We start from the raw sequence: 20,362 nt of genomic DNA on the forward strand, positions 1-20,362 counted from the left end.
ATATTCCTCCAGTTTCGTCAGATTATAAAAAGGGAAAGTGTATTTTAGTGAAGAAAATACATATATAGCATGGGCAAATAAAAGAAAAATATTTATTTCAGAAAATTTTATCAATAAATATATTGCGAAAATTTAAACAGTATCATATATTTATTAGTAGAGGCTCACTCATTGATTGCGACTTATGTCGAAAAATTGAATGAGCATTCATTCAAGAATAGGGGGAGAATTGGATGTTCCAAATTAAAAAGGCTGCTGTTCTAGGTTCAGGCGTAATGGGTTCGGGAATTGCGGCACACTTAGCTAATATTGGTATTCCGACATTATTGCTTGATATTGTACCACCTGCGCTTACGAAAGAAGAAGAAGCGAAGGGACTTACATTAGAACATAAAAGTGTGAGAAATCGTTTTAGTAATACGGCTGTGCAAAAACTATTAAAGCAAAAACCAGCTCCTCTGACAGTGAAAGGAAATTTAGCACTGATTGAAGCAGGTAACTTAGAAGATGACCTTGAGCGTCTAGCTGATGTAGATTGGATTATTGAAGTAGTAGTTGAAAACTTAGATATTAAAAAGAAACTATTTGAAAAAGTAGATGCGGTTCGTAAACCGGGTTCTATCGTAAGCTCGAATACGTCAGGTATTTCAGTTGAAAAAATGGCAGAAGGTCGTTCAGACGACTTCCAGAAACACTTCTTAGGCACACACTTTTTTAACCCACCACGATATTTAAAACTTCTAGAGGTAATACCGACGAAAGAAACAGATCCACAAGTATTAAGCTTCATGAAACTATTTGGCGAAGACGTTCTTGGAAAAGGCGTTGTTATCGCAAAAGATACACCAAACTTTATTGGAAACCGCATCGGTACGTACGGTTTACTTGTTACTCTTCAAGAGATGGTAAAACGCGGCTATAGCATTGGGGAAGTTGATTCTGTAACAGGCCCACTTATTGGTCGTCCGAAGAGCGCAACGTTCCGCACATTAGATGTTGTCGGTTTAGATACATTCGTACACGTTGCAAATAACGTATATGAAAATGTGCAAGAAGAAGAGCGTGATGTATTTAAAGTACCAGCTTTCATGCATGACATGCTGGAGAAAAAATGGCTTGGAAGTAAAACGGGTCAAGGCTTCTTCTTAAAACAAGGAAAAGAAATTTTAGAATTAAATCCTGAAACGATGGAATACGAAGCGCGTAAAAAATTAAAAGCTGCATCCGTAGAGTTAAGTAAACAAGAAAAAGGATTAGCGAATAAATTGAAAGCGCTTGTATACGCAAAAGACCGCGCAGGAGAGTTATTATGGAACATCATTACACCAACTCTTTTATACTCTGCAAAACTTCATAAAGAAATTGCTGACGATATCGTTGCAATTGACCAAGCGATGAAGTGGGGCTTTGGATGGGAGCAAGGGCCATTTGAAGTGTGGGATGCAATCGGCGTTGAAAAATCTGTTCAAAAGATGGAAGAAAACGGCGTAGTTGTTCCTACTTGGGTGAAAGAAATGTTAGAGAAAGGTTTCACTACTTTCTATAAACATGATAACGGCGATAGCTACTATTACGATAATGGCGAATATAAACTAATCGAGCGTAATAAAAAAGCAATTTCTCTTAAGCAATTAAAAGCGAAAAATGGTGTATTAAAGAAAAATAGCGGAGCGAGCTTAATTGATTTAGGCGACGGCATCCTTTGCTTAGAGTTCCATTCGAAGAGCAATGCAATCGGTATGGATATTACGCAAATGATTAACTACGCTGTTGATGAAGTAGAAAAGAATTATAAAGGTCTTGTTATCGGTAACCAATCGAAGAACTTCTGCGTTGGTGCGAACCTAGCAATGATCTTAATGGAAGCACAAGACGACAACTACTTTGAAATTGAGTGGGTTGTGAAAAACTTCCAAGATGCAATGACGAAAATTAAGTACTCTTCTAAGCCAGTTGTAGCAGCACCATATGGTATGACGCTTGGCGGAGGTACAGAAGTTTGCTTACCAGCAGCGAGCATTCAAGCTTCTAGTGAAACGTATATGGGCTTAGTAGAAGTTGGTGTTGGCTTAATCCCTGGCGGAGGCGGTAATAAAGAGCTATACATTAAACACTTAAACAAAATGGCAAACGGTGTAGAGTTTGATCTGCAAAAAGTTGCAAATAAAGTGTTCGAAACAGTCGCAATGGCGAAAGTTTCAACTTCAGGACAAGAAGCAGTTTCTCATAACTTCTTAGGTGATAAAGATGGTATTAGTGTGAATGGTGATCACTTACTATACGATGCGAAACAGAAAGCACTTGCTTTATATGAAGCTGGTTATAAAGCGCCGATCCGCAAAAAGATACCAGTTGTTGGGGAAACAGGATATGCAACTCTTGCACTTGGTGCGGAAGCAATGCATTTATCTGGTTACATTTCAGAGTACGATCTTCACATTGCTAAGAAACTTGCATATGTCATTGCGGGCGGAAAAGTACCGTACGGAACAGAAGTTGATGAGCAATATTTATTAGATGTAGAACGTGAAGCATTTATTAGCTTAGTAAGTGAGATGAAATCACAAGCAAGAATGCAGCACATGCTTGTAAAAGGAAAGCCATTACGTAACTAATAACGAGGGGAGATATCGTTCATGAGAGAAGCTGTCATTGTTGCGGGAGCAAGAACACCAATTGGAAAAGCAAAGAGGGGTTCATTAAAAACAGTTCGTCCTGACGATCTAGGGGCGTTAGTAGTAAAGGAAACGTTAAAGCGTGCGAATTATGAAGGACCAATCGATGATTTAATTTTCGGTTGTGCGATGCCAGAAGCAGAGCAAGGTTTAAATATGGCTCGTAATATCGGCGGATTAGCAGGACTTTCTTACGATGTTCCAGCTATTACGATTAACCGTTACTGTTCTTCAGGTTTACAAAGTATCGCTTACGGAGCAGAGCGTATTATGCTTGGTCACTCTGAAGCTGTATTATCAGGCGGAGCAGAATCAATGAGTTTAGTTCCAATGATGGGACACGTTGTTCGTCCGAATAGTCGCCTTGTAGAAGCGGCTCCAGAATATTATATGGGTATGGGACATACAGCAGAGCAAGTTGCTGTGAAATATGGAATTTCTCGTGAAGAGCAAGATGCATTTGCAGTAAGAAGTCATCAACGTGCTGCGAAAGCATTAGCTGCAGGAAACTTTGCTGATGAAACAGTATCTGTAGATGTAACGTTACGTACTGTTGGATCAAATAACAAACTGCAAGAAGAAACAATCACTTTCGCACAAGACGAAGGTGTAAGAGCAGAAACAACGCTAGACATTTTAGGTAAATTACGTCCAGCATTTAACGTTCGCGGTTCTGTAACAGCTGGTAACTCTTCACAAATGAGTGACGGTGCAGCATCTGTACTATTAATGGATCGCGAAAAAGCAGTGAGCGATGGCATGAAGCCACTTGCGAAATTCCGTTCATTTGCAGTAGCTGGCGTACCACCAGAAGTAATGGGAATCGGCCCAATCGCTGCAATTCCAAAAGCGTTAAAACTAGCTGGCTTAGAGCTATCTGATATTGGCTTATTTGAACTAAATGAAGCATTCGCTTCTCAATCAATTCAAGTTATTCGTGAACTTGGTTTAGATGAAGAAAAAGTAAACGTAAACGGTGGTGCAATCGCACTTGGACATCCACTTGGCTGTACAGGAGCAAAACTAACACTATCTCTTATTCACGAAATGAAACGCCGCAACGAACAATTCGGTATCGTAACAATGTGTATCGGCGGCGGAATGGGAGCAGCGGGAGTATTTGAATTACTATAAAAAAAGTGGAAGCGGCTTGTTCAGAATGTGAGGGGGATGGAGCTTCAGACGTAGAGGCGCTCTTTGCCTCGTAGGAAGAAGCGAAGCCACCGAACATTCTAGCCGCTGGAACTGGATTTAAAAAAAGTGGAAGTGGCTTGTTCTAGCCGCTGGAACTGGATTATAAAAAAAAATGGAAGCAACAAAGGTTTATAAAAAAAAGGGAGAGCCAGCTTCTTTCAAAAAGAGAGAAGCGGCTCATGAAAATATGAAGGAGGAAATTTTCATGGAAAAAACAGTAGGAAATGCGGTTAAAGGCGGTAGCTTTTTAGTAGATGAGATTACGATTGATCAAGTGTTTACGCCAGAAGATTTTTCATCTGAGCATAAAATGATTGCAAAAACGACAGAGGACTTTATTGTAAATGAAGTTCTTCCAGAGCTTGAATATTTAGAGCAACATGAGTTTGATCGTTCAGTTCGTCTTTTAAAAGAAGCTGGGGAACTTGGTTTATTAGGCGCTGACGTACCAGAAGAGTACGGCGGAATTGGTCTTGATAAAGTAAGCTCAGCGTTAATCGCAGAGAAATTCTCTCGCGCTGGTGGCTTTGCAATTACTCACGGTGCTCACGTAGGTATCGGATCTTTACCAATCGTATTATTCGGTAACGAAGAGCAAAAGAAAAAGTATTTACCATTACTTGCAACTGGTGAAAAATTAGCTGCATACGCATTAACAGAGCCAGGTTCAGGATCTGACGCATTAGGTGCAAAAACAACTGCACGTTTAAATGCAGAAGGTACACATTACGTATTAAACGGTGAAAAACAGTGGATTACAAACTCTGCATTCGCTGACGTATTTATTGTATATGCAAAAATCGATGGAGAGCACTTCTCAGCATTTATCGTAGAGAAAGACTACGCTGGCGTATCTACAAGCCCAGAAGAAAAGAAAATGGGTATTAAATGTTCTTCAACTCGTACGTTAATTTTAGAAGATGCGTTAGTACCGAAAGAAAACTTACTTGGTGAAATCGGTAAAGGTCATATTATCGCATTCAACATTTTAAATATCGGTCGTTATAAATTAGGTGTTGGTACAGTTGGATCTGCGAAACGTGCAGTAGAAATTTCAGCACAATATGCAAACCAACGTCAACAGTTCAAACAACCAATCGCTCGCTTCCCATTAATTCAAGAGAAACTTGCGAATATGGCAGCAAAAACATATGCAGCTGAAAGCTCTGTATATCGTACAGTAGGTTTATTCGAAAGCCGCATGAGCACATTATCTGAAGAAGAAGTAAAAGATGGTAAAGCAGTAGCAGCTTCTATCGCTGAATATGCAATCGAGTGCTCTTTAAACAAAGTATTCGGTTCTGAAGTATTAGACTATACAGTAGATGAAGGTGTTCAAATTCACGGTGGTTACGGATTTATGGCAGAGTACGAGATTGAAAGAATGTACCGTGATTCTCGTATTAACCGTATTTTCGAAGGAACGAACGAAATTAACCGCCTAATCGTACCAGGTACGTTCTTACGTAAAGCGATGAAAGGTGAATTACCACTTCTTCAAAAAGCACAAAAATTACAAGAAGAGTTAATGATGATGATGCCAGAAGAAGTAGGCGATGAGCCATTAGCACTTCAAAAGTATTTAGTAACTAATGCGAAGAAAATCGGCTTAATGGTAGCTGGATTAGCGGCTCAAAAATACGGTAAAGCATTAGATAAAGAGCAAGAAATTCTGGTAAATATCGCTGACATCGTAAGCAATCTATACGCAATGGAATCAGCTGTTCTTCGTACAGAAAAAGCAATCAAAACAACTGGTCTTGAAAAGAATAAACAAAAAGTGTTATACACTGAAGTATTCTGCCAAGAAGCATTTAACGAAATCGAAGCAGATGCGAAAGAAACACTTATCGCAGTTGAAAACGGCGACATGCTGCGCATGATGTTATCATCATTACGTAAATTAACTCGCCACACACCACTTAACGTAATTCCGAAGAAACGTGAAATCGCTGCGAAAATTTTAGAAGATGAGCGTTACACAGTTTAATATCTTTAAAGAACAGTAGTCGTTTATACGGCTACTGTTCTTTTTTTTGAAAAAAAGAAATTTTTAGTGACATAAAACTAATACCATTAGTATAATAAAACTAATGGTATTAGTTTTCGTGAAAAGGGAGATGGGACTATGAGGATGATACATGAAAAAACGTTATATCAATTGTCATTTTTGCCAAGAGCGTTTCCTGTAAATTGTTACTTTGTAGAGGAAGAAGATGGTTTAACTTTAATTGATGCGGCTTTGCCATATAGCGCAAAAGGTATTTTACAGGCGGCTGAGAAAATAGGAAAACCAATTACTAAAATTGTATTAACACATGCGCATGATGATCACATTGGTGCATTAGACGCATTAAAGGAAGTACTTCCTCATGTTCCAGTCTATATTTCTAAGCGGGACGCAAAGCTGTTAGAAGGAGATACGACGTTACAAAAGGATGAACCGAATATACCGATAAAAGGCGGTGTACCTAAAAAATTAAAAACGGTACCTGATGTTTTATTGGAAGATGGCGACCGAGTTGGATCGCTTCTTGCGATTATGACACCGGGACATACGCCGGGCTCCATGTCGTTTCTTGATGTAAGAAATAAAGCTCTTATTGTTGGGGATGCATTCCAAACAAGAGGAGGTATGGCTGTTTCGGGACAAATAAAATTTTGGTTTCCGTTTCCGGCGATGGCAACGTGGAGCAAAGAAATATCATTACAAAGTGCACAGAAGCTAAGCGAATATGAGCCTTCCTTGCTTGCAGCAGGGCACGGAAAAATGATAAAGGATCCAGGGGCTGTCATAGAGCTTGCTATTAAGGAAGCGAAGCGGAATATAGAAAGTAAGAAAGAGGGTTAATTTATGTCACCGAGAATCGGACTTACATTACAGAAAATTGTAGAAACAGCTGCAGAAATTGCAGATACAAATGGAATACAAGAAGTAACGTTAGCTTCATTAGCGCAAAGATTAGGGATACGTTCGCCCTCACTATATAATCATGTAAAAGGGTTACAAGATGTACGGAAACATCTTGGTATTTACGGAATAAAACAGCTGCATAACAAACTGGAAGAAGCAGCCGAGGATAAACGTATGGATGAAGCAATTCATGCATTAGGAGAAGCATATGTAGCATTTGTCCGAAAACATCCTGGACTATATGAAGCAACTTTTTTACGAGATGAAGAAGTAAGAAAAGCAGGTGACGGAATTGTAAAGCTTTGTCTTCAGGTTTTACAACAGTATGGCTTAGAAGGAGAGAATGCACTTCATGCGACACGCGGATTCAGAAGTATTTGTCATGGATTTGCTTCGATTGAACAACAGGGCGGATTTGGTTTGCCGTTAGATTTAGATATAAGTTTACATGTATTGTTGGAAACGTTTATTAAAGGGTTACGTGAATAAGAAGCGAGGCAAACAAAAACCTTAGAAGTGATTCTAAGGTTTTTTAGTGCATATAATTCGAAAAGAGCGGTAGGCTTTTTCTCATTACATGATATTATTTAGCAGGTTTGAAAAATGTGTATATGGCTAAGAAAAAGCAAACGAAACTGAATACGGTAGGATCTTGATATGGACTAGGCTCAGAGCCCTTCTGGATTTCTGTAAGGAAGTCATGTGTTTTCATGTTCATTGCTCCTTTAACTAATAAAATTTATATGATGCGAGGGTTATGGTGGATAGATAAGAAATTTTTGGAATTTCATCTAATAATTATTCTATAGTAATCTAATTCCAAAAACTATATAATACAAAGCTTTCATGATATGTAAAATTGCATATTATTCTTTTTGAAAAATTTGTTATATTATCTATATATTTGTATTAAAGGGTTTTTGTTAAGGTAATGAAAACAAATGGAGGAATAGTATGAGAAAAACAGTATTAGACGCGTATAATGCAGAAAGAGAAGTAGATAACATAACATATAAAAATCTAGTTGTAACGATTGCAAGCATTCTAGGGTTCTCACTCTTAGGGGGATTATTCCTTGCTTTAGCCCTTGGAATTTTTGGAGAAGAGGTATTACGTGCTAATTTAGAGGGCTATTATTTACTTCTATTTGATGCAGCTGTTGTTACTATTGTTTTATTTGCGTATAAACCAGTGCTTCATTTTATTAAGAACATATGGGATGTATCTATTTTAAAAAATGGGAAAACCTACTTGTATTTATTAATAGGTTTTATCATCATTGCATTAACTCAGTATGTAATGTTAGAGTTGTTTAGCTTTGAAAGTGCAGAGCAGCAACGAGATCAATTAGGGAGCTTAGGACTTCAAAATAGTCTACAAAGTATTATATATGTGTTAAGTGTTGCTATAATTACACCAATTAAAGAAGAAATTTTATATAGAGGTATTTTGTATCGATTTTTTGAAAAGAAATATAGTTTTCTAGTTGGTATCATTATTTCTTCCTTTATCTTTGGGATTCTTCATGGTGGTTTTCCAGTTACGGCAATGATTATGGGGATTGTATTTGCTATGTTATATAAGAAAACACAATCTATTTTACCTAGCATCATTTTACATATTGTATGGAACCTACTTGTGAGTATAAGTATGATTGTTTCTTTATAAAATTGAATGAATATTTAGCATAAAAGATGAATGGCCTAGCTATTCATCTTTTATTTTGTTTATATGTGGGAAAAGTTGATGAATACAATCCAAAAAGAACCAAATACTAATGATGAATGAACAAAGAAAGGCGGGTATGTTATATGCAAAACTTAACAGAGCTTGAAGTAGAAAATTTACGTCATTTAATTGGTGGACACGCAACAATTATTAACAAGTTGGAGCAGTATGCACAGACGTGTACAGATCCACAACTGAAACAAATGCTACAAAAAGATGCGCAAGATGCACGAAATACGAAACAGCAATTAATGACTTTCCTAGGATAGGAGGAAGCGGAAAATGAATGAAAAAGATATGGTAAATGATTATTTAGCAGGATTGAATGCAAGTTTAACAAGCTATGCAAATTATATTGCTCAGTCTGATAATGAACAGTTACATCAAACGTTAATTCAAATTCGTAATCAAGACGAGGCGCGCCAACGTAATATGTATGAGTATGCAAAGCAAAAGAGTTATTACAAACCGGCAGCACCTGCTAATCCAATGATTGTACAGCAATTAAAAAGTCAATTAAGTGCGGAATAACAGGAAAAAGAAGACGAGCGAATTTATTCGCTCGTTTTCTTTTTGTATATGTCAATAAATACATAATAAATATTTTTCCAGTTGTAACAAATATGACGAAAATGGAATATAACAATTCACAAAAAGGACAAAAACTTTGTTCAATATTTCACAAAGTATCCATGGTTTCTATCGTGAGAACCTCTATAATTAGGATTGTAAAGAACAAAAGAAATAGATTATATGATCAATTAGGAGAGATTGCTATGAAAAGACATACAAGAAAAATTGCAATTATCGGTACTGGATTAGTTGGATCAAGTTGTGCGTATTCTATTGTGAATCAAGGTATTTGCGAAGAGCTATTATTAATTGATATAAATCATGAACGTGCAGTTGGGGAAGCGATGGATTTATCACATTGCATTAACTTTACAAATACAAGAACAAAAGTATATGCAGGAAGCTATGAAGACTGCAAAGATATGGACATTGTTATTATTACAGCAGGGCCAGCACCAAAACCTGGACAAAGTCGCTTAGATACTTTAGGAGCGAGTGCGAAGATTATGGAAAGTGTTGTTGGCGGCGTAATGGAAAGTGGATTTGATGGTATTTTCTTACTTGCATCGAACCCAGTTGATATTATTACATATGAAGTGTGGAAATTATCTGGATTACCTAGAAATCGCGTAATCGGTACAGGTACATCATTAGATTCTTCTCGCTTAAGAACAATTTTATCTGAAATGTTACATGTAGACCCTCGTAGTATTCATGGGTATTCATTAGGAGAACATGGTGATTCTCAAATGGTTGCTTGGTCTCACGTAACTGTTGGTGGAAAGCCAATTCTGCAAATTTTAGAAGAACAAAAAGAACGATTTGGTAAAATAGATTTAGATGAAATTGTTGAGAAGACTGCAAAAGCTGGTTGGGAAATTTATAAACGTAAAGGAACTACTTATTACGGAATTGGAAATTCTCTAGCATATATTGCGAGTTCAATCTTTAATGATGATCACCGTGTCATTGCTGTATCAGCCATTTTAGATGGTGAGTACGGTGAATATGATATTTGTACAGGAGTACCAGCTATTATTACTAGAGATGGTATAAGAGAAGTTGTAGAACTCAATTTAACAGAGGATGAAGAATCTCGATTCGCAAAATCAAACGATATTTTACGTGATTATATGACAACAATTGGTTACTAACTTATAGAAGAAGGTGAAACAAATGAAGGAATATATAATGTCTCGTGTATTTAAAGCATCTGCTGGAATCGCACAAGGTATTTTCGTATCCCTCGGAATTGGTTTACTGATCGAAAATATAGGAAGAATTGTTGATATACCATTACTTATTACAATCGGAGTTGTTGCAAAATCACTAATGGCACCGGCAATTGGTGCCGGAATTGCTTTTATGCTCGGTGCAAACGGTCTTGTAATCTTCTCGGCGATGGTAGCCGGAGCAATTGGTGCCGGATCCATTTCAATTACTGAAGCCGGTCTAATTATTAAAACAGGTGAGCCAATCGGTGCATTATTAACAGCAACTTTAGCTGTATATATTGGTAAACGTTTAAGCGGAAAAACTGCGTTAGATATGATGCTCGTTCCATTTGCAGCAATATTAGGTTCTGGTTTAGTTGGTATTTGGTTATCTCATAATATTACTCCTGTTTTAAATGCAGTTGGAGCGTTTATTAAAGATAGCTCAGCTGGTAGTCCGTTTATTGCTTCTATCGTCATTGCAGTAGTTTGGGGGCTATTACTTATCTCTCCAGCTTCATCAGCTGCGTTAGCAATTGCACTTAGCTTAGACGGTGTTGCAGGTGGTGCTGCTCTTGCCGGATGCGTCGCTCAGTTTATCGGATTCTCTGTCATCTCAGCGAAAGAAAATAATTTAGGTGGCATATTAGCTCAAGCACTTTGTACTCCGAAAGTACAGTTACCAAATATCACTAAAAATCCAATGATTCTTGTCCCAACTGTCGTTGCCAGTGCTATAGTCGGTCCAGTATCCGCATTAATTTTCCAACTGGAAGCAGGAAAGGAAATTGCAGGTCTTGGATTAAGTTCTCTTATCGCACCAATTAATTTAATTTCCAGCCAAGGATGGGAAGTTCTCCCGGCGATGGTAATTACTTATATCGTCATTCCAGTAGCTGTTTCTTATATACTTTACATTGCTCTTAAAAAAGCAGGTCGTATTCACTCTGGTGATATGACTGTACCGCAATCTTAAGTTGAAAATCTCCTTAATAATATATAAAAGCAGACTGAGAAGCCACAGTCTGCTTTTTTGTCATGCTACATTCTATGATTTTGTTTTACTGGAACTCTTATTGGTTCTTTGGCCAATAAGAGCTGAACGCCGAAGTAAAGTATACTTGCAAGCGTCATTCCAGAAATGGCATCTACAAAGGCATGCTGCTTCGTAAATAGCGTTGATAAAATAATAAGTGTACCGAAGAAAGTAAGGATGTAATATTCAAAAGCATGCTGTTCTCTACGCTTAAAGGCAGCTAACATAATTACAAATGTAGTAAGAACGTGAATGCTAGGGAAACAGTTTACTGGCTGGTCGATACTATAAATATAGCGAACTAGTTCAGAAAATACATCTGTTCCAACGACAGTCGGACGCGGTACAGTTGTTTGCCAAAAATAATAAATAGAAAAACAAGCAAGCTTTCCAAAAATAACACTACTTAAAGTGACATAATATTGCTTTCGGTCAGCAAAGCAGTAATAAATAAGTGCGCCGTATAAGTATGGAAACCAAAGTAAATAAGGAATAATAAATGCTTTTACAAATGGAATCCAATCATCTACTACAGTTGTAACGTCTACTGCGTGAACAGTCGATTTATTTAATACGTCGTAAAGGGGACTTACGAGCACGAGTAGAAGTATATAACTTAACGGAAGAAAAGATGAAAGTTTAAATTTCTTCATGTTGATCTCCTATGTTTAGTAATGTAAGTAAATTCAATTGATTATAATATAGAAACGTGAATTGGGCTATCGATTTTACTTACATTTTCTTGAATTAACCTTACGTTTTTGTCACTTGACTAAAAAGAAGGGGAGGGTGCTAAATGAAGCGTTTATCGTATTTCTTATTTTTTATATTGATATGCCTAGTCGGTGCTGGGTGTGCAAAGGATAAAGAAGGAGAGAAATTAGAATATAACGGAAGAGCACTCGTAATTGGAGTTGTTGGAGAAAAGCCGAAAGATACGTTTAGGAATGTAAAGTTTGAAGAAATGAAGTTAGAGGAACTGGAAAAGAAATCTAAGGAAGTGGATGGTTTTCTCATAATGAAAGATCACTTTCAAGAAGCCTCAACAGAGCAGTATAAAAATGTATTTTCATCGCTAAAGAAACCAGTGTTTTTTATCGGTTTACAAGATAAATCATATTCAATTTTTATTACAAAAGGAATAGAGTATAACAGTGCACGAAAAGATGTAAATGCTATGTATACGCAAGGCTTTGCAAATATCGGAAGTGGTGAAGGGCAACAATGGGCAATTGGTTTATCTAATGGTGGAAATACAGAAGAAAGTATTCATAATATGTATATAGTCGTATTTCAAACCATCGCAGATTATTTGAATAGATGATGAGGGAGCCTGTAAACGAGGCTTCTTATTTTTTTAATCAAACGTTTGTTTAAGCTGTATGTTCGGTAGGAAGAAACCGATGTAACTCAAGGGTTGACAAAGAAAAATAGAGAATTAATCAAACGTTTGTTTAAGCTGTATGTTCGGTAGAAAGAAACTCTGTAGTTCAAAGGTTAAGAAAGAAAATGGAGAATTAATCAAACGCTTGTTTAAGATATATGTTTGGTGCAGAATCTAAAAAATTTATATATTTATTTTTTTCTTAACAAATGGCGGAAAAATAAGAAAAATTCGCAGGATTATTAAAAATTATCACGAAATAAGTAAAAGTTTAGCGAATAATGGTTTGAAATAATAAAACGTTTTCTATATGATAAAGGTAAAGGTTAGTAAAAAAGTAGGTGAATTTATGACAGTAACATTTTATTCATATCCAAAGTGTGGCACATGTCAAAAGGCAAAGAAATGGTTTGAGGCAAACGATGTAGCATATGAGATGATTCATATTGTTGAAAATCCACCATCAAAAGAAGATTTACGTAATTTACATGAAAAAAGTGAATTACCATTAAAAAAATTCTTTAATACAAGTGGAATGCGTTACCGTGAACTTGGTCTAAAAGATAAGTTGAAAGATGCAAGCGAAGACGAAATGTATGAGCTTTTAGCATCTGATGGCATGTTGATTAAACGTCCAATTGTAACAGATGGAACGAATGTAACACTTGGTTTTAACGAAGAGCAGTTTGAAAGTGTGTGGAAAAAGTACCAATAAGGTATTTTTACATAATTAATACATTCACTGGAGGTACAGTCATGAGCATTCCAAATAATTTACGTTACTCTGAAGAACACGAATGGGTAAAAACTGAAGGTAATGAAGTTGTTATCGGTATCACTCACTTTGCACAAGGTGAGCTAGGCGATATCGTATTCGTTGAACTTCCTGAAGTAGGTGCAACAATCGAAGCTGACGAGCCATTCGGAAGCGTAGAATCTGTTAAAACAGTTTCTGAGTTATACGCACCTGTAAGCGGTAAAGTTGTAGCAGTAAACGAAGAATTAAGTGACCAACCAGAACTTGTTAACGAATCTCCATACGAGGGTGCATGGATGGTTAAAGTTGAACTTTCTGATGCAAGCCAAGTTGAGAAGTTATTAACTGCAGAAAAATATGCAGAAATGACAAACCAAGACTAATTATAGTCGACTAAAGGACAGCCTTTGTGCTGTCCTTTTTTATTTTTTGTGAAATAATGAAATTCAAGTTATATGTAAATAAATAAGCTATTATGAGAAAAACTGTTTTGTGGTAAGGTTTCATAAGTCTTCACAATCTAAACGAGCCGCTTGCGCTTTTCATTGTCTAGCTCCAGCGGCTAGATTGTTCGGTGGCTTCGCTTCTTCCTGCAAGGCCAAAAGCGCCTTTACGTCAGAAGCTCCATCCCCCTCACAATCTGAATGAGCCGCTTGCGCTTTTCTTTTGCAAAAATAAACAGGAAACAACATGAAAATAACGAATATACTATATACTAAGTTCAAGGTTATATAGTATATGGTGATCGGGTGATGACATATGATTTATGTAGAAAAAGTCATTATTGTAGAAGGTACATCAGATAGAAGAAAGATTGAATCTATTATTCGTGAACCGGTGGAAATTGTTTGTACAAATGGTACAATTGGTTTGTCGAAAATGGATGAGCTCGTTGATCAGTTTTTTGATAAGGAAGTGTATGTGCTAGTGGATGCTGATGATGCTGGAGAAAAGTTAAGGAAACAATTTCGAAAAGAATTCCCGCAAGCCGAGCATATCTATATTGATCGCTCGTACCGAGAAGTGGCAACTGCGCCATCTACACACTTAGCAAATGTATTATGGGGAGCCGACATTGATGTTTATACAGAATATTTACGGTAAGGAATGATAGAAGTGATTGATTGGACAGGAGCCGAAGCTACAGCCCTAATAGAGAACGAAGAAAAAACAGTATTATATGTATATACTCCAATGTGTGGAACATGCCAATTAGCAAAAAAGATGTTAACAGTCGTTGAGATGACAATTGAAGGCCTCAAAATTGGGATGTTAGATTTAAATTATGCTCCGCATTTAGCGAAAGAGTATGGGATTGAAAGTGTACCTTGTTTACTTGTTTTTGAAAATGGGACACTGATGAAGAAGATATACGCATTTCATTCGGTTGAATATTTATATACGGAATTAAAGTAGGCGGCAAAATTTTTGCCGCCTCGACATATTTCTTGGGAAATATGTCGAGATGCAGGGTGGCTACAGTATTTGTCGAGCGAAAATAACAGGATTGCTCTTTAGTGAGAGGGAATGGTATGTAATAGAAAGTGATATGAAGGATGTGATTTAGGGTGAGATTATATTCTTTGCTTCAATCATTTGTAAATTACGCTAATGGTCAATATCATTTAGAACCGCTTTTAAGACAAGAAGAAAAAACTGTTAATTTTCGCTTTGGAGATGAAAGTTGTTCGTTACAAATTTCAAGAGATTATATAGAGCTACTACATGAGGAAAGAGGAACGGAACAAATCATTTGCTTAGATGAAAAGGATATAGAACAATTGGTGAATGGAAATGTACGATTGCAAATGCTAATGAATGATGGACGTGTACAATATTCGGGAACGTACCGAACGATGTTATTAGTGGAATCGATGTTTCATATATGTAAACCGATGTCAGTAGGTGCTTAAAATTCTGAAGTTTCATTTTTTGCGAAAATTTCTGTTGACATGGTGAGTGTATATTGATACAATTCAAGTCATAAAATATAGACAATTTCATAAATTTCAAATCAGACGAAAATTGAATCTGATTTCTCTTATCAAGAGAGGTGGAGGGACTGTGCCCTGTGAAGCCCGGCAACCGTCAACTTATGTTGAAATGGTGCCAATTCCTGCAAAGCAAATGCTTTGAGAGATGAGAGAGAGGGATAATGTTGTTATATACGCATAAAAACCTTTCTGCTTCTCTAAAGCAGAAAGGTTTTTTTATTGTTTGAATGTGGAGGACATTCAAACAATAAAAGTAATGATAACAGTGGACTACACGCATTAAAAATAAAAAATTGCGGAGTCGACCTAAAATCTTTATGAAATCTAGCTCCAGCGGCTAGAACAGTCGGTCGTTTCATCCCTTCCTATGAGGCAAAAAGCGCCTCTACGTCAGGGATTCAAACGCCCTCTTGTTCTAAACGATCCGCTTGCGCTTTTTATTTAAAAAAGGGGTGAACATCATGATTCTATTAGAGAATGTAAGGAAAATATATAAGGCGAAAAGCGGTGATGTCACTGCTGTAGATAACGCCAATTTAAAAATAGAAAAAGGTGAAATATTTGGTGTTATTGGATATAGCGGCGCTGGGAAAAGTTCTTTAATCAGATTGTTTAATCAGTTAGAGAAACCGACTTCTGGCCAAATTACAATTGCAAATCGTGTTATATCAGCAATTACAGGAAGTGAACTTCGTAAGGCAAGGCAAGAAATTGGAATGATTTTTCAGCACTTCAACTTACTTTGGTCACGAACTGTACGTGAAAATATAGAGTTTCCACTTGAAATTGCAGGTGTTGATAAAGCGAAGAGAAGAAAACGTGTGGATGAATTAATTCATCTTGTTGGATTAGAAGGAAGAGGAGACGCGTACCCATCTCAGCTGAGCGGGGGACAAAAGCAACGCGTCGGGATTGCAAGAGCATTAGCTAACAATCCACAAGTGCTTTTATGTGACGAAGCAACGTCAGCTCTTGATCCGGAAACGACAGATCAAATTTTGGATTTACTATTAGACATTAATAAGCGCCTTGGTTTAACAATTGTACTCATTACACATGAGATGCACGTAATTCGAAAGATTTGTAATCGTGTTGCGGTAATGGAGAAAGGAAAGATTGTAGAAACAGGTCCAGTACTTGATGTATTCCGTAATCCGAAGCAAGATATTACGAAACGATTTGTACAGCAGTTAACGGATTCTGAAGATACAAATGAAACGATTGAAAGTTTAATTGAAAAATATCCAGATGGAAAAGTAATTCGTTTGCAGTTTATCGGTGAGGCTGTAGAAAGACCAGTGCTTCAACGATTGATGCAACGCAGTGACATAGAAGTTAGCATTTTGCAAGGAAATATCGCACAAACGAATAACGGTTCTTACGGTAGTTTAGTTGTTCATTTAAATGGTGAGGAAACAGCGATCCAGCAAGCAATAGAAGGAATTCATCAAGATCAAGTAGAGCTGGAGGTGATTGCACATGGATAAGTTACTCACAAATGTTGATTGGAATCAAATGTTAGAAGCAACTGGTGAAACGTTATATATGACGGCAATCGCAGCTCTTGCGACATTTGTTTTAGGACTCATTTTAGGATTGTTACTCTTCATGACAGCAAAAGATAATTTATGGGAAAACAAATCAATTAATACGGTGATTGGAGCATTCGTAAATATATTCCGTTCTATACCATTCATCATTTTAATTATTTTATTAATCCCATTCACAAAGATTCTTCTTGGAACAATTCTTGGAGCAAGTGCAGCTTTGCCGGCTTTAATTATTGGAGCGGCACCATTCTACGCGAGAATGGTTGAAATCGCACTTCGCGAAATTGATAAAGGTGTAATTGAAGCTTCAAAAGCAATGGGAGCAAAAACAAGCACAATTATTTTGAAAGTGTTAATTCCAGAATCGTTACCAGCATTAGTATCTGGTATTACGGTTACGACAATTGCTTTAGTAGGCTATACAGCAATGGCAGGAGTTGTTGGTGCTGGTGGCCTTGGAACACTTGCTTACTTAGAAGGATTCCAAAGAGGGAATAACGATGTAACAATCGTTGCGACAATTTGTGTATTACTAGTTGTATTTTTAATTCAGTGGATTGGTGATAGTTTAACGACTCGAATAGATAAACGATAATGAAAAACGGGAGGATGTTTCAAATGAAAAAATTATTACTTACGGCACTTATTTCAACTTCAATTTTTGGATTAGCTGCTTGTGGCGGGAAAGATAAAGATGAAAAGAAACTTGTTGTTGGTGCTTCTAACGTACCGCACGCTGTTATTTTAGAAAAGGCAAAACCTTTACTTGAGAAAAAAGGAATTGAATTAGAAATTAAAAAATTCCAAGACTACGTATTACCAAATAAATCGTTAGCGGATAAGGAATTAGATGCAAACTACTTCCAGCATATTCCGTATTTAGAAAAAGAAATTAAAGATAAAAAGTATGACTTTGAAGTAGCAGGAAAGATTCATTTAGAACCAATTGGTGTGTACTCTCAAAAGTATAAGAGTTTAAAAGAGCTTCCAGATGGTGCGACAATTATTATGAGTAATTCAGTTGCTGACCACGGACGTGGTTTAGCAATTTTACAAAAAGAAGGTATTTTAAAAATTAAAGACGGAATAGATCCAGTTAAAGCAACTACAAAAGATATTGCAGATAATCCGAAAAATCTAAAATTCAAAACGGATATCGAGCCTGGTTTATTGCCACAAGTGTATAACAATAAAGAAGGCGACGCTGTTTTAATTAACTCTAACTATGCAATTGATGCAAAGTTAAATCCGGAAAAAGATGCAATTGCAATTGAAGGAAATGATTCACCATACGCAAACATAGTAGCTGTTCGTAAAGGCGATAAAGATAAGAAAGAGATTAAAGCTCTTGTAGAAGTATTGCATTCTAAAGAAATTGAAGACTTCATTAATAAAGAATATAAAGGGGCAGTTGTTCCTGTAAAAGAATAATTGCTGAAGAGGGCTGGTGTATGCCGGCTCTTTTTATAACTACATAACCATTGGGGAGAAGGGGAAATCATATGAAAAAGGTTCTACTGTCAGTTGTTACAGCGTTGTCTGTATTTACATTAGCTGCTTGCGGGAGCAAAGAGGAGAATAAGCTTGTTGTGGGAGCTTCTAACGTGCCACACGCTGTTATTTTAGAAAAGGCACAGCCGATTTTAGAGAAAAAGGGTATTAAATTAGAAATTAAAAAATTCCAAGATTATGTGTTGCCGAATAAGGCTTTAGCGGATAAAGAAATTGATGCGAACTACTTCCAGCACATTCCTTACTTAGATAAAGAAATTCAAGAAAAGGGATATAAAATTGTAAACGCAGGAAAAATCCATTTAGAACCAATGGGTATTTATTCTAAGAAATATAAAAGCTTAAAAGACTTACCAGATGGCGGGACAGTGATTATGAGTAATAACGTAGCGGAGCGTGGCCGTATGTTAGCATTGTTACAAAAAGGTGGCGTTATTAAATTAAAAGGCGGAGTAGATGTTGTTAAAGCAACAGTAAAAGATGTTGTAGAAAACCCGAAAAACTTAAAATTTAAAACAGATGTTGAACCTGGACTTTCACCGAAATTGTATGAAAATAATGAGGGAGATGCTTTATTTATTAATTCAAACTATGCAATTGATGCAAAATTAAATCCAACAAAGGATGCAATTGCGATTGAAGGATCAGACTCTCCGTATGCAAACATCATTGCAGTTCGTAAAGGTGATGAGAAGAAAAAAGAAATTAAAGAGCTAGTAGAAGTGCTACATTCAAAAGAAATTCAAGATTTTATTAATAAAGAATATAAAGGTGCTGTACTTCCGGTAAGTGAATAAATATAAGGAAAGGGCTGGAAAATTACCAGTCCTTTTTTCTTTATATAAATAAGAAGAAAGGTGTATCATAGAAAGATGTGAAGGAAATACTTATATACATTTGTGAAAAAACGGTTACTTTTTTTCGTCGTTTGCGATATCATTTTATTTGATATAAAATTAGAATGAGAATAAAATGAGAATATGAACGTTTTAGGAATTTTTAAAATGTATATATAGGATTAATGGAGGTATTGAGATGGCTGGTTCTACATTAACGGTTAAAGACTTACACGTATCAATTGATGGCAAAGAAATTTTAAAGGGTGTAAACCTTGAAGTAAAAGGTGGAGAAATCCACGCAATTATGGGACCTAACGGAACAGGTAAATCAACTTTATCTTCTGCAATTATGGGTCACCCAAAGTATGAAGTAACAGAAGGTAGCATCATCATCGACGGTGAAGATGTATTAGAAATGGAAGTAGACGAGCGCGCACAAGCGGGTCTATTCCTAGCAATGCAATATCCAAGTGAAATTAGCGGAGTAACAAACGCTGACTTCTTACGTTCTGCAATTAATGCACGTCGTGAAGAAGGCGATGAAATTTCTCTTATGAAATTTATCCGTACATTAGATAAAAACATGGAATTCCTAGAAATGGATCCAGAAATGGCACAACGTTACTTAAACGAAGGTTTCTCTGGTGGAGAGAAAAAACGTAACGAAATTCTTCAATTAATGATGATTGAGCCAAAAATCGCAATCTTAGATGAAATTGACTCAGGTCTTGATATCGATGCATTAAAAGTTGTATCTAAAGGTATTAACGAAATGCGCGGCGAAGAGTTCGGTTGCCTAATGATTACGCATTACCAACGTTTATTAAACTACATCACTCCAGACTTCGTTCACGTTATGATGAACGGTCGTATCGTTAAATCTGGTGGCCCTGAGCTTGCACAACGTCTAGAAGCTGAAGGTTACGACTGGATTAAAAAAGAATTAGGTATTGAAGACGAAACAACAGAGCAAGAAGCGTAAGAGAGGAGCA

The 20,362-nt window shown here is 36.6% G+C and carries 23 protein-coding genes and 1 riboswitch; of the genes, 21 read left to right on the forward strand and 2 right to left on the reverse strand.

Features of this window, described 5'->3' with window-relative positions:
* The first annotated feature begins 233 nt into the window (after positions 1 to 233).
* The 10 genes from HMAS_RS22980 to HMAS_RS23025 all read left to right on the forward strand — a co-directional run bounded on the left by HMAS_RS22980 (position 234) and on the right by HMAS_RS23025 (position 11,274).
* On the forward strand, positions 234 to 2,615 hold the full coding sequence (locus HMAS_RS22980) for a 3-hydroxyacyl-CoA dehydrogenase/enoyl-CoA hydratase family protein (protein ID WP_000486378.1): 2,382 nt from the start codon (positions 234 to 236) through the stop codon (positions 2,613 to 2,615).
* 21 nt (positions 2,616 to 2,636) lie between these two features.
* Positions 2,637 to 3,809, forward strand: a complete 1,173-nt coding sequence (locus tag HMAS_RS22985; protein WP_001206345.1) for an acetyl-CoA C-acetyltransferase — start codon at positions 2,637 to 2,639, stop codon at positions 3,807 to 3,809.
* A gap of 247 nt (positions 3,810 to 4,056) precedes the next feature.
* Positions 4,057 to 5,859, forward strand: coding sequence for an acyl-CoA dehydrogenase family protein (locus tag HMAS_RS22990; RefSeq protein WP_002025016.1), 1,803 nt, complete (start codon positions 4,057 to 4,059; stop codon positions 5,857 to 5,859).
* A 138-nt stretch (positions 5,860 to 5,997) separates the two neighbouring features.
* A complete protein-coding gene (locus tag HMAS_RS22995; protein ID WP_001242322.1) occupies positions 5,998 to 6,720 on the forward strand; it encodes an MBL fold metallo-hydrolase in 723 nt (240 codons plus the stop codon).
* 3 nt (positions 6,721 to 6,723) lie between these two features.
* A complete protein-coding gene (locus HMAS_RS23000; protein ID WP_044306504.1) occupies positions 6,724 to 7,272 on the forward strand; it encodes a TetR/AcrR family transcriptional regulator in 549 nt (182 codons plus the stop codon).
* Positions 7,273 to 7,737: 465 nt separating this feature from the next.
* The gene (locus HMAS_RS23005) at positions 7,738 to 8,451 is read left to right on the forward strand and encodes a CPBP family intramembrane glutamic endopeptidase (RefSeq protein WP_001232991.1); all 714 of its coding nucleotides are present in this window, start codon (positions 7,738 to 7,740) and stop codon (positions 8,449 to 8,451) included.
* Between the two features lie 143 nt (positions 8,452 to 8,594).
* On the forward strand, positions 8,595 to 8,780 hold the full coding sequence (locus HMAS_RS23010; RefSeq protein ID WP_001180555.1) for a hypothetical protein: 186 nt from the start codon (positions 8,595 to 8,597) through the stop codon (positions 8,778 to 8,780).
* A gap of 13 nt (positions 8,781 to 8,793) precedes the next feature.
* On the forward strand, positions 8,794 to 9,042 hold the full coding sequence (locus tag HMAS_RS23015) for a spore coat protein (RefSeq protein WP_001002981.1): 249 nt from the start codon (positions 8,794 to 8,796) through the stop codon (positions 9,040 to 9,042).
* Between the two features lie 245 nt (positions 9,043 to 9,287).
* The gene (locus tag HMAS_RS23020) at positions 9,288 to 10,238 is read left to right on the forward strand and encodes an L-lactate dehydrogenase (RefSeq protein WP_414635044.1); all 951 of its coding nucleotides are present in this window, start codon (positions 9,288 to 9,290) and stop codon (positions 10,236 to 10,238) included.
* Between the two features lie 22 nt (positions 10,239 to 10,260).
* A complete protein-coding gene (locus HMAS_RS23025) occupies positions 10,261 to 11,274 on the forward strand; it encodes a PTS transporter subunit IIC (protein ID WP_000666172.1) in 1,014 nt (337 codons plus the stop codon).
* A 65-nt stretch (positions 11,275 to 11,339) separates the two neighbouring features.
* On the opposite strand, the gene HMAS_RS23030 is transcribed toward HMAS_RS23025, so the two are convergent.
* A complete protein-coding gene (locus tag HMAS_RS23030; protein ID WP_000713771.1) occupies positions 11,340 to 11,987 on the reverse strand; it encodes a phosphatase PAP2 family protein in 648 nt (215 codons plus the stop codon).
* Between the two features lie 143 nt (positions 11,988 to 12,130).
* On the opposite strand from HMAS_RS23030, the gene HMAS_RS23035 reads away from it, so the two are divergent.
* The 3 genes from HMAS_RS23035 to gcvH all read left to right on the forward strand — a co-directional run bounded on the left by HMAS_RS23035 (position 12,131) and on the right by gcvH (position 13,858).
* Complete coding sequence (locus HMAS_RS23035; protein ID WP_000826877.1) at positions 12,131 to 12,658, forward strand: hypothetical protein; 528 nt, start codon at positions 12,131 to 12,133, stop codon at positions 12,656 to 12,658.
* 409 nt (positions 12,659 to 13,067) lie between these two features.
* Positions 13,068 to 13,433, forward strand: coding sequence for an arsenate reductase family protein (locus HMAS_RS23040; protein ID WP_000218968.1), 366 nt, complete (start codon positions 13,068 to 13,070; stop codon positions 13,431 to 13,433).
* A gap of 41 nt (positions 13,434 to 13,474) precedes the next feature.
* Complete coding sequence (gene gcvH, locus HMAS_RS23045) at positions 13,475 to 13,858, forward strand: glycine cleavage system protein GcvH (protein ID WP_000026896.1); 384 nt, start codon at positions 13,475 to 13,477, stop codon at positions 13,856 to 13,858.
* A gap of 159 nt (positions 13,859 to 14,017) precedes the next feature.
* Here gcvH and HMAS_RS27965 read toward each other — a convergent pair whose 3' ends face one another.
* Positions 14,018 to 14,200 carry a hypothetical protein gene (locus tag HMAS_RS27965; RefSeq protein WP_124749732.1) on the reverse strand — a complete coding sequence of 61 codons (183 nt, stop codon included), beginning with the start codon at positions 14,198 to 14,200 and terminating at the stop codon, positions 14,018 to 14,020.
* A gap of 34 nt (positions 14,201 to 14,234) precedes the next feature.
* On the opposite strand from HMAS_RS27965, the gene HMAS_RS23050 reads away from it, so the two are divergent.
* From HMAS_RS23050 to sufC, 8 genes are all read left to right on the forward strand, one after another.
* The gene (locus HMAS_RS23050) at positions 14,235 to 14,579 is read left to right on the forward strand and encodes a toprim domain-containing protein (RefSeq protein ID WP_000640870.1); all 345 of its coding nucleotides are present in this window, start codon (positions 14,235 to 14,237) and stop codon (positions 14,577 to 14,579) included.
* 3 nt (positions 14,580 to 14,582) lie between these two features.
* Positions 14,583 to 14,891, forward strand: coding sequence for a thioredoxin family protein (locus HMAS_RS23055; RefSeq protein WP_002025020.1), 309 nt, complete (start codon positions 14,583 to 14,585; stop codon positions 14,889 to 14,891).
* Between the two features lie 152 nt (positions 14,892 to 15,043).
* Positions 15,044 to 15,388 (forward strand): hypothetical protein, encoded by a 345-nt coding sequence (locus HMAS_RS23060; RefSeq protein WP_001242138.1) that lies wholly within the window; start codon positions 15,044 to 15,046, stop codon positions 15,386 to 15,388.
* Positions 15,389 to 15,513: 125 nt separating this feature from the next.
* A riboswitch (SAM riboswitch) is annotated at positions 15,514 to 15,621 on the forward strand.
* Positions 15,622 to 15,930: 309 nt separating this feature from the next.
* Entirely contained in the window at positions 15,931 to 16,956 is a 1,026-nt protein-coding gene (locus tag HMAS_RS23065) for a methionine ABC transporter ATP-binding protein (RefSeq protein ID WP_000601790.1), read from the forward strand.
* The gene (locus tag HMAS_RS23070) at positions 16,949 to 17,614 is read left to right on the forward strand and encodes a methionine ABC transporter permease (protein WP_000359557.1); all 666 of its coding nucleotides are present in this window, start codon (positions 16,949 to 16,951) and stop codon (positions 17,612 to 17,614) included. Before HMAS_RS23065 ends, HMAS_RS23070 begins: the two co-directional genes overlap by 8 nt.
* 23 nt (positions 17,615 to 17,637) lie before the next feature.
* On the forward strand, positions 17,638 to 18,450 hold the full coding sequence (gene metQ / locus HMAS_RS23075) for a methionine ABC transporter substrate-binding lipoprotein MetQ (RefSeq protein WP_000735102.1): 813 nt from the start codon (positions 17,638 to 17,640) through the stop codon (positions 18,448 to 18,450).
* 71 nt (positions 18,451 to 18,521) lie between these two features.
* On the forward strand, positions 18,522 to 19,328 hold the full coding sequence (metQ, locus tag HMAS_RS23080; protein ID WP_000757014.1) for a methionine ABC transporter substrate-binding lipoprotein MetQ: 807 nt from the start codon (positions 18,522 to 18,524) through the stop codon (positions 19,326 to 19,328).
* Positions 19,329 to 19,566: 238 nt separating this feature from the next.
* Positions 19,567 to 20,352 carry a Fe-S cluster assembly ATPase SufC gene (gene sufC / locus HMAS_RS23085; RefSeq protein ID WP_000929160.1) on the forward strand — a complete coding sequence of 262 codons (786 nt, stop codon included), beginning with the start codon at positions 19,567 to 19,569 and terminating at the stop codon, positions 20,350 to 20,352.
* The last annotated feature ends 10 nt before the right edge of the window (positions 20,353 to 20,362 follow it).

This window comes from Bacillus sp. HMA207 (assembly GCF_003402455.1).
GTDB classification, from domain to species: Bacteria; Bacillota; Bacilli; order Bacillales; family Bacillaceae_G; genus Bacillus_A; species Bacillus_A cereus.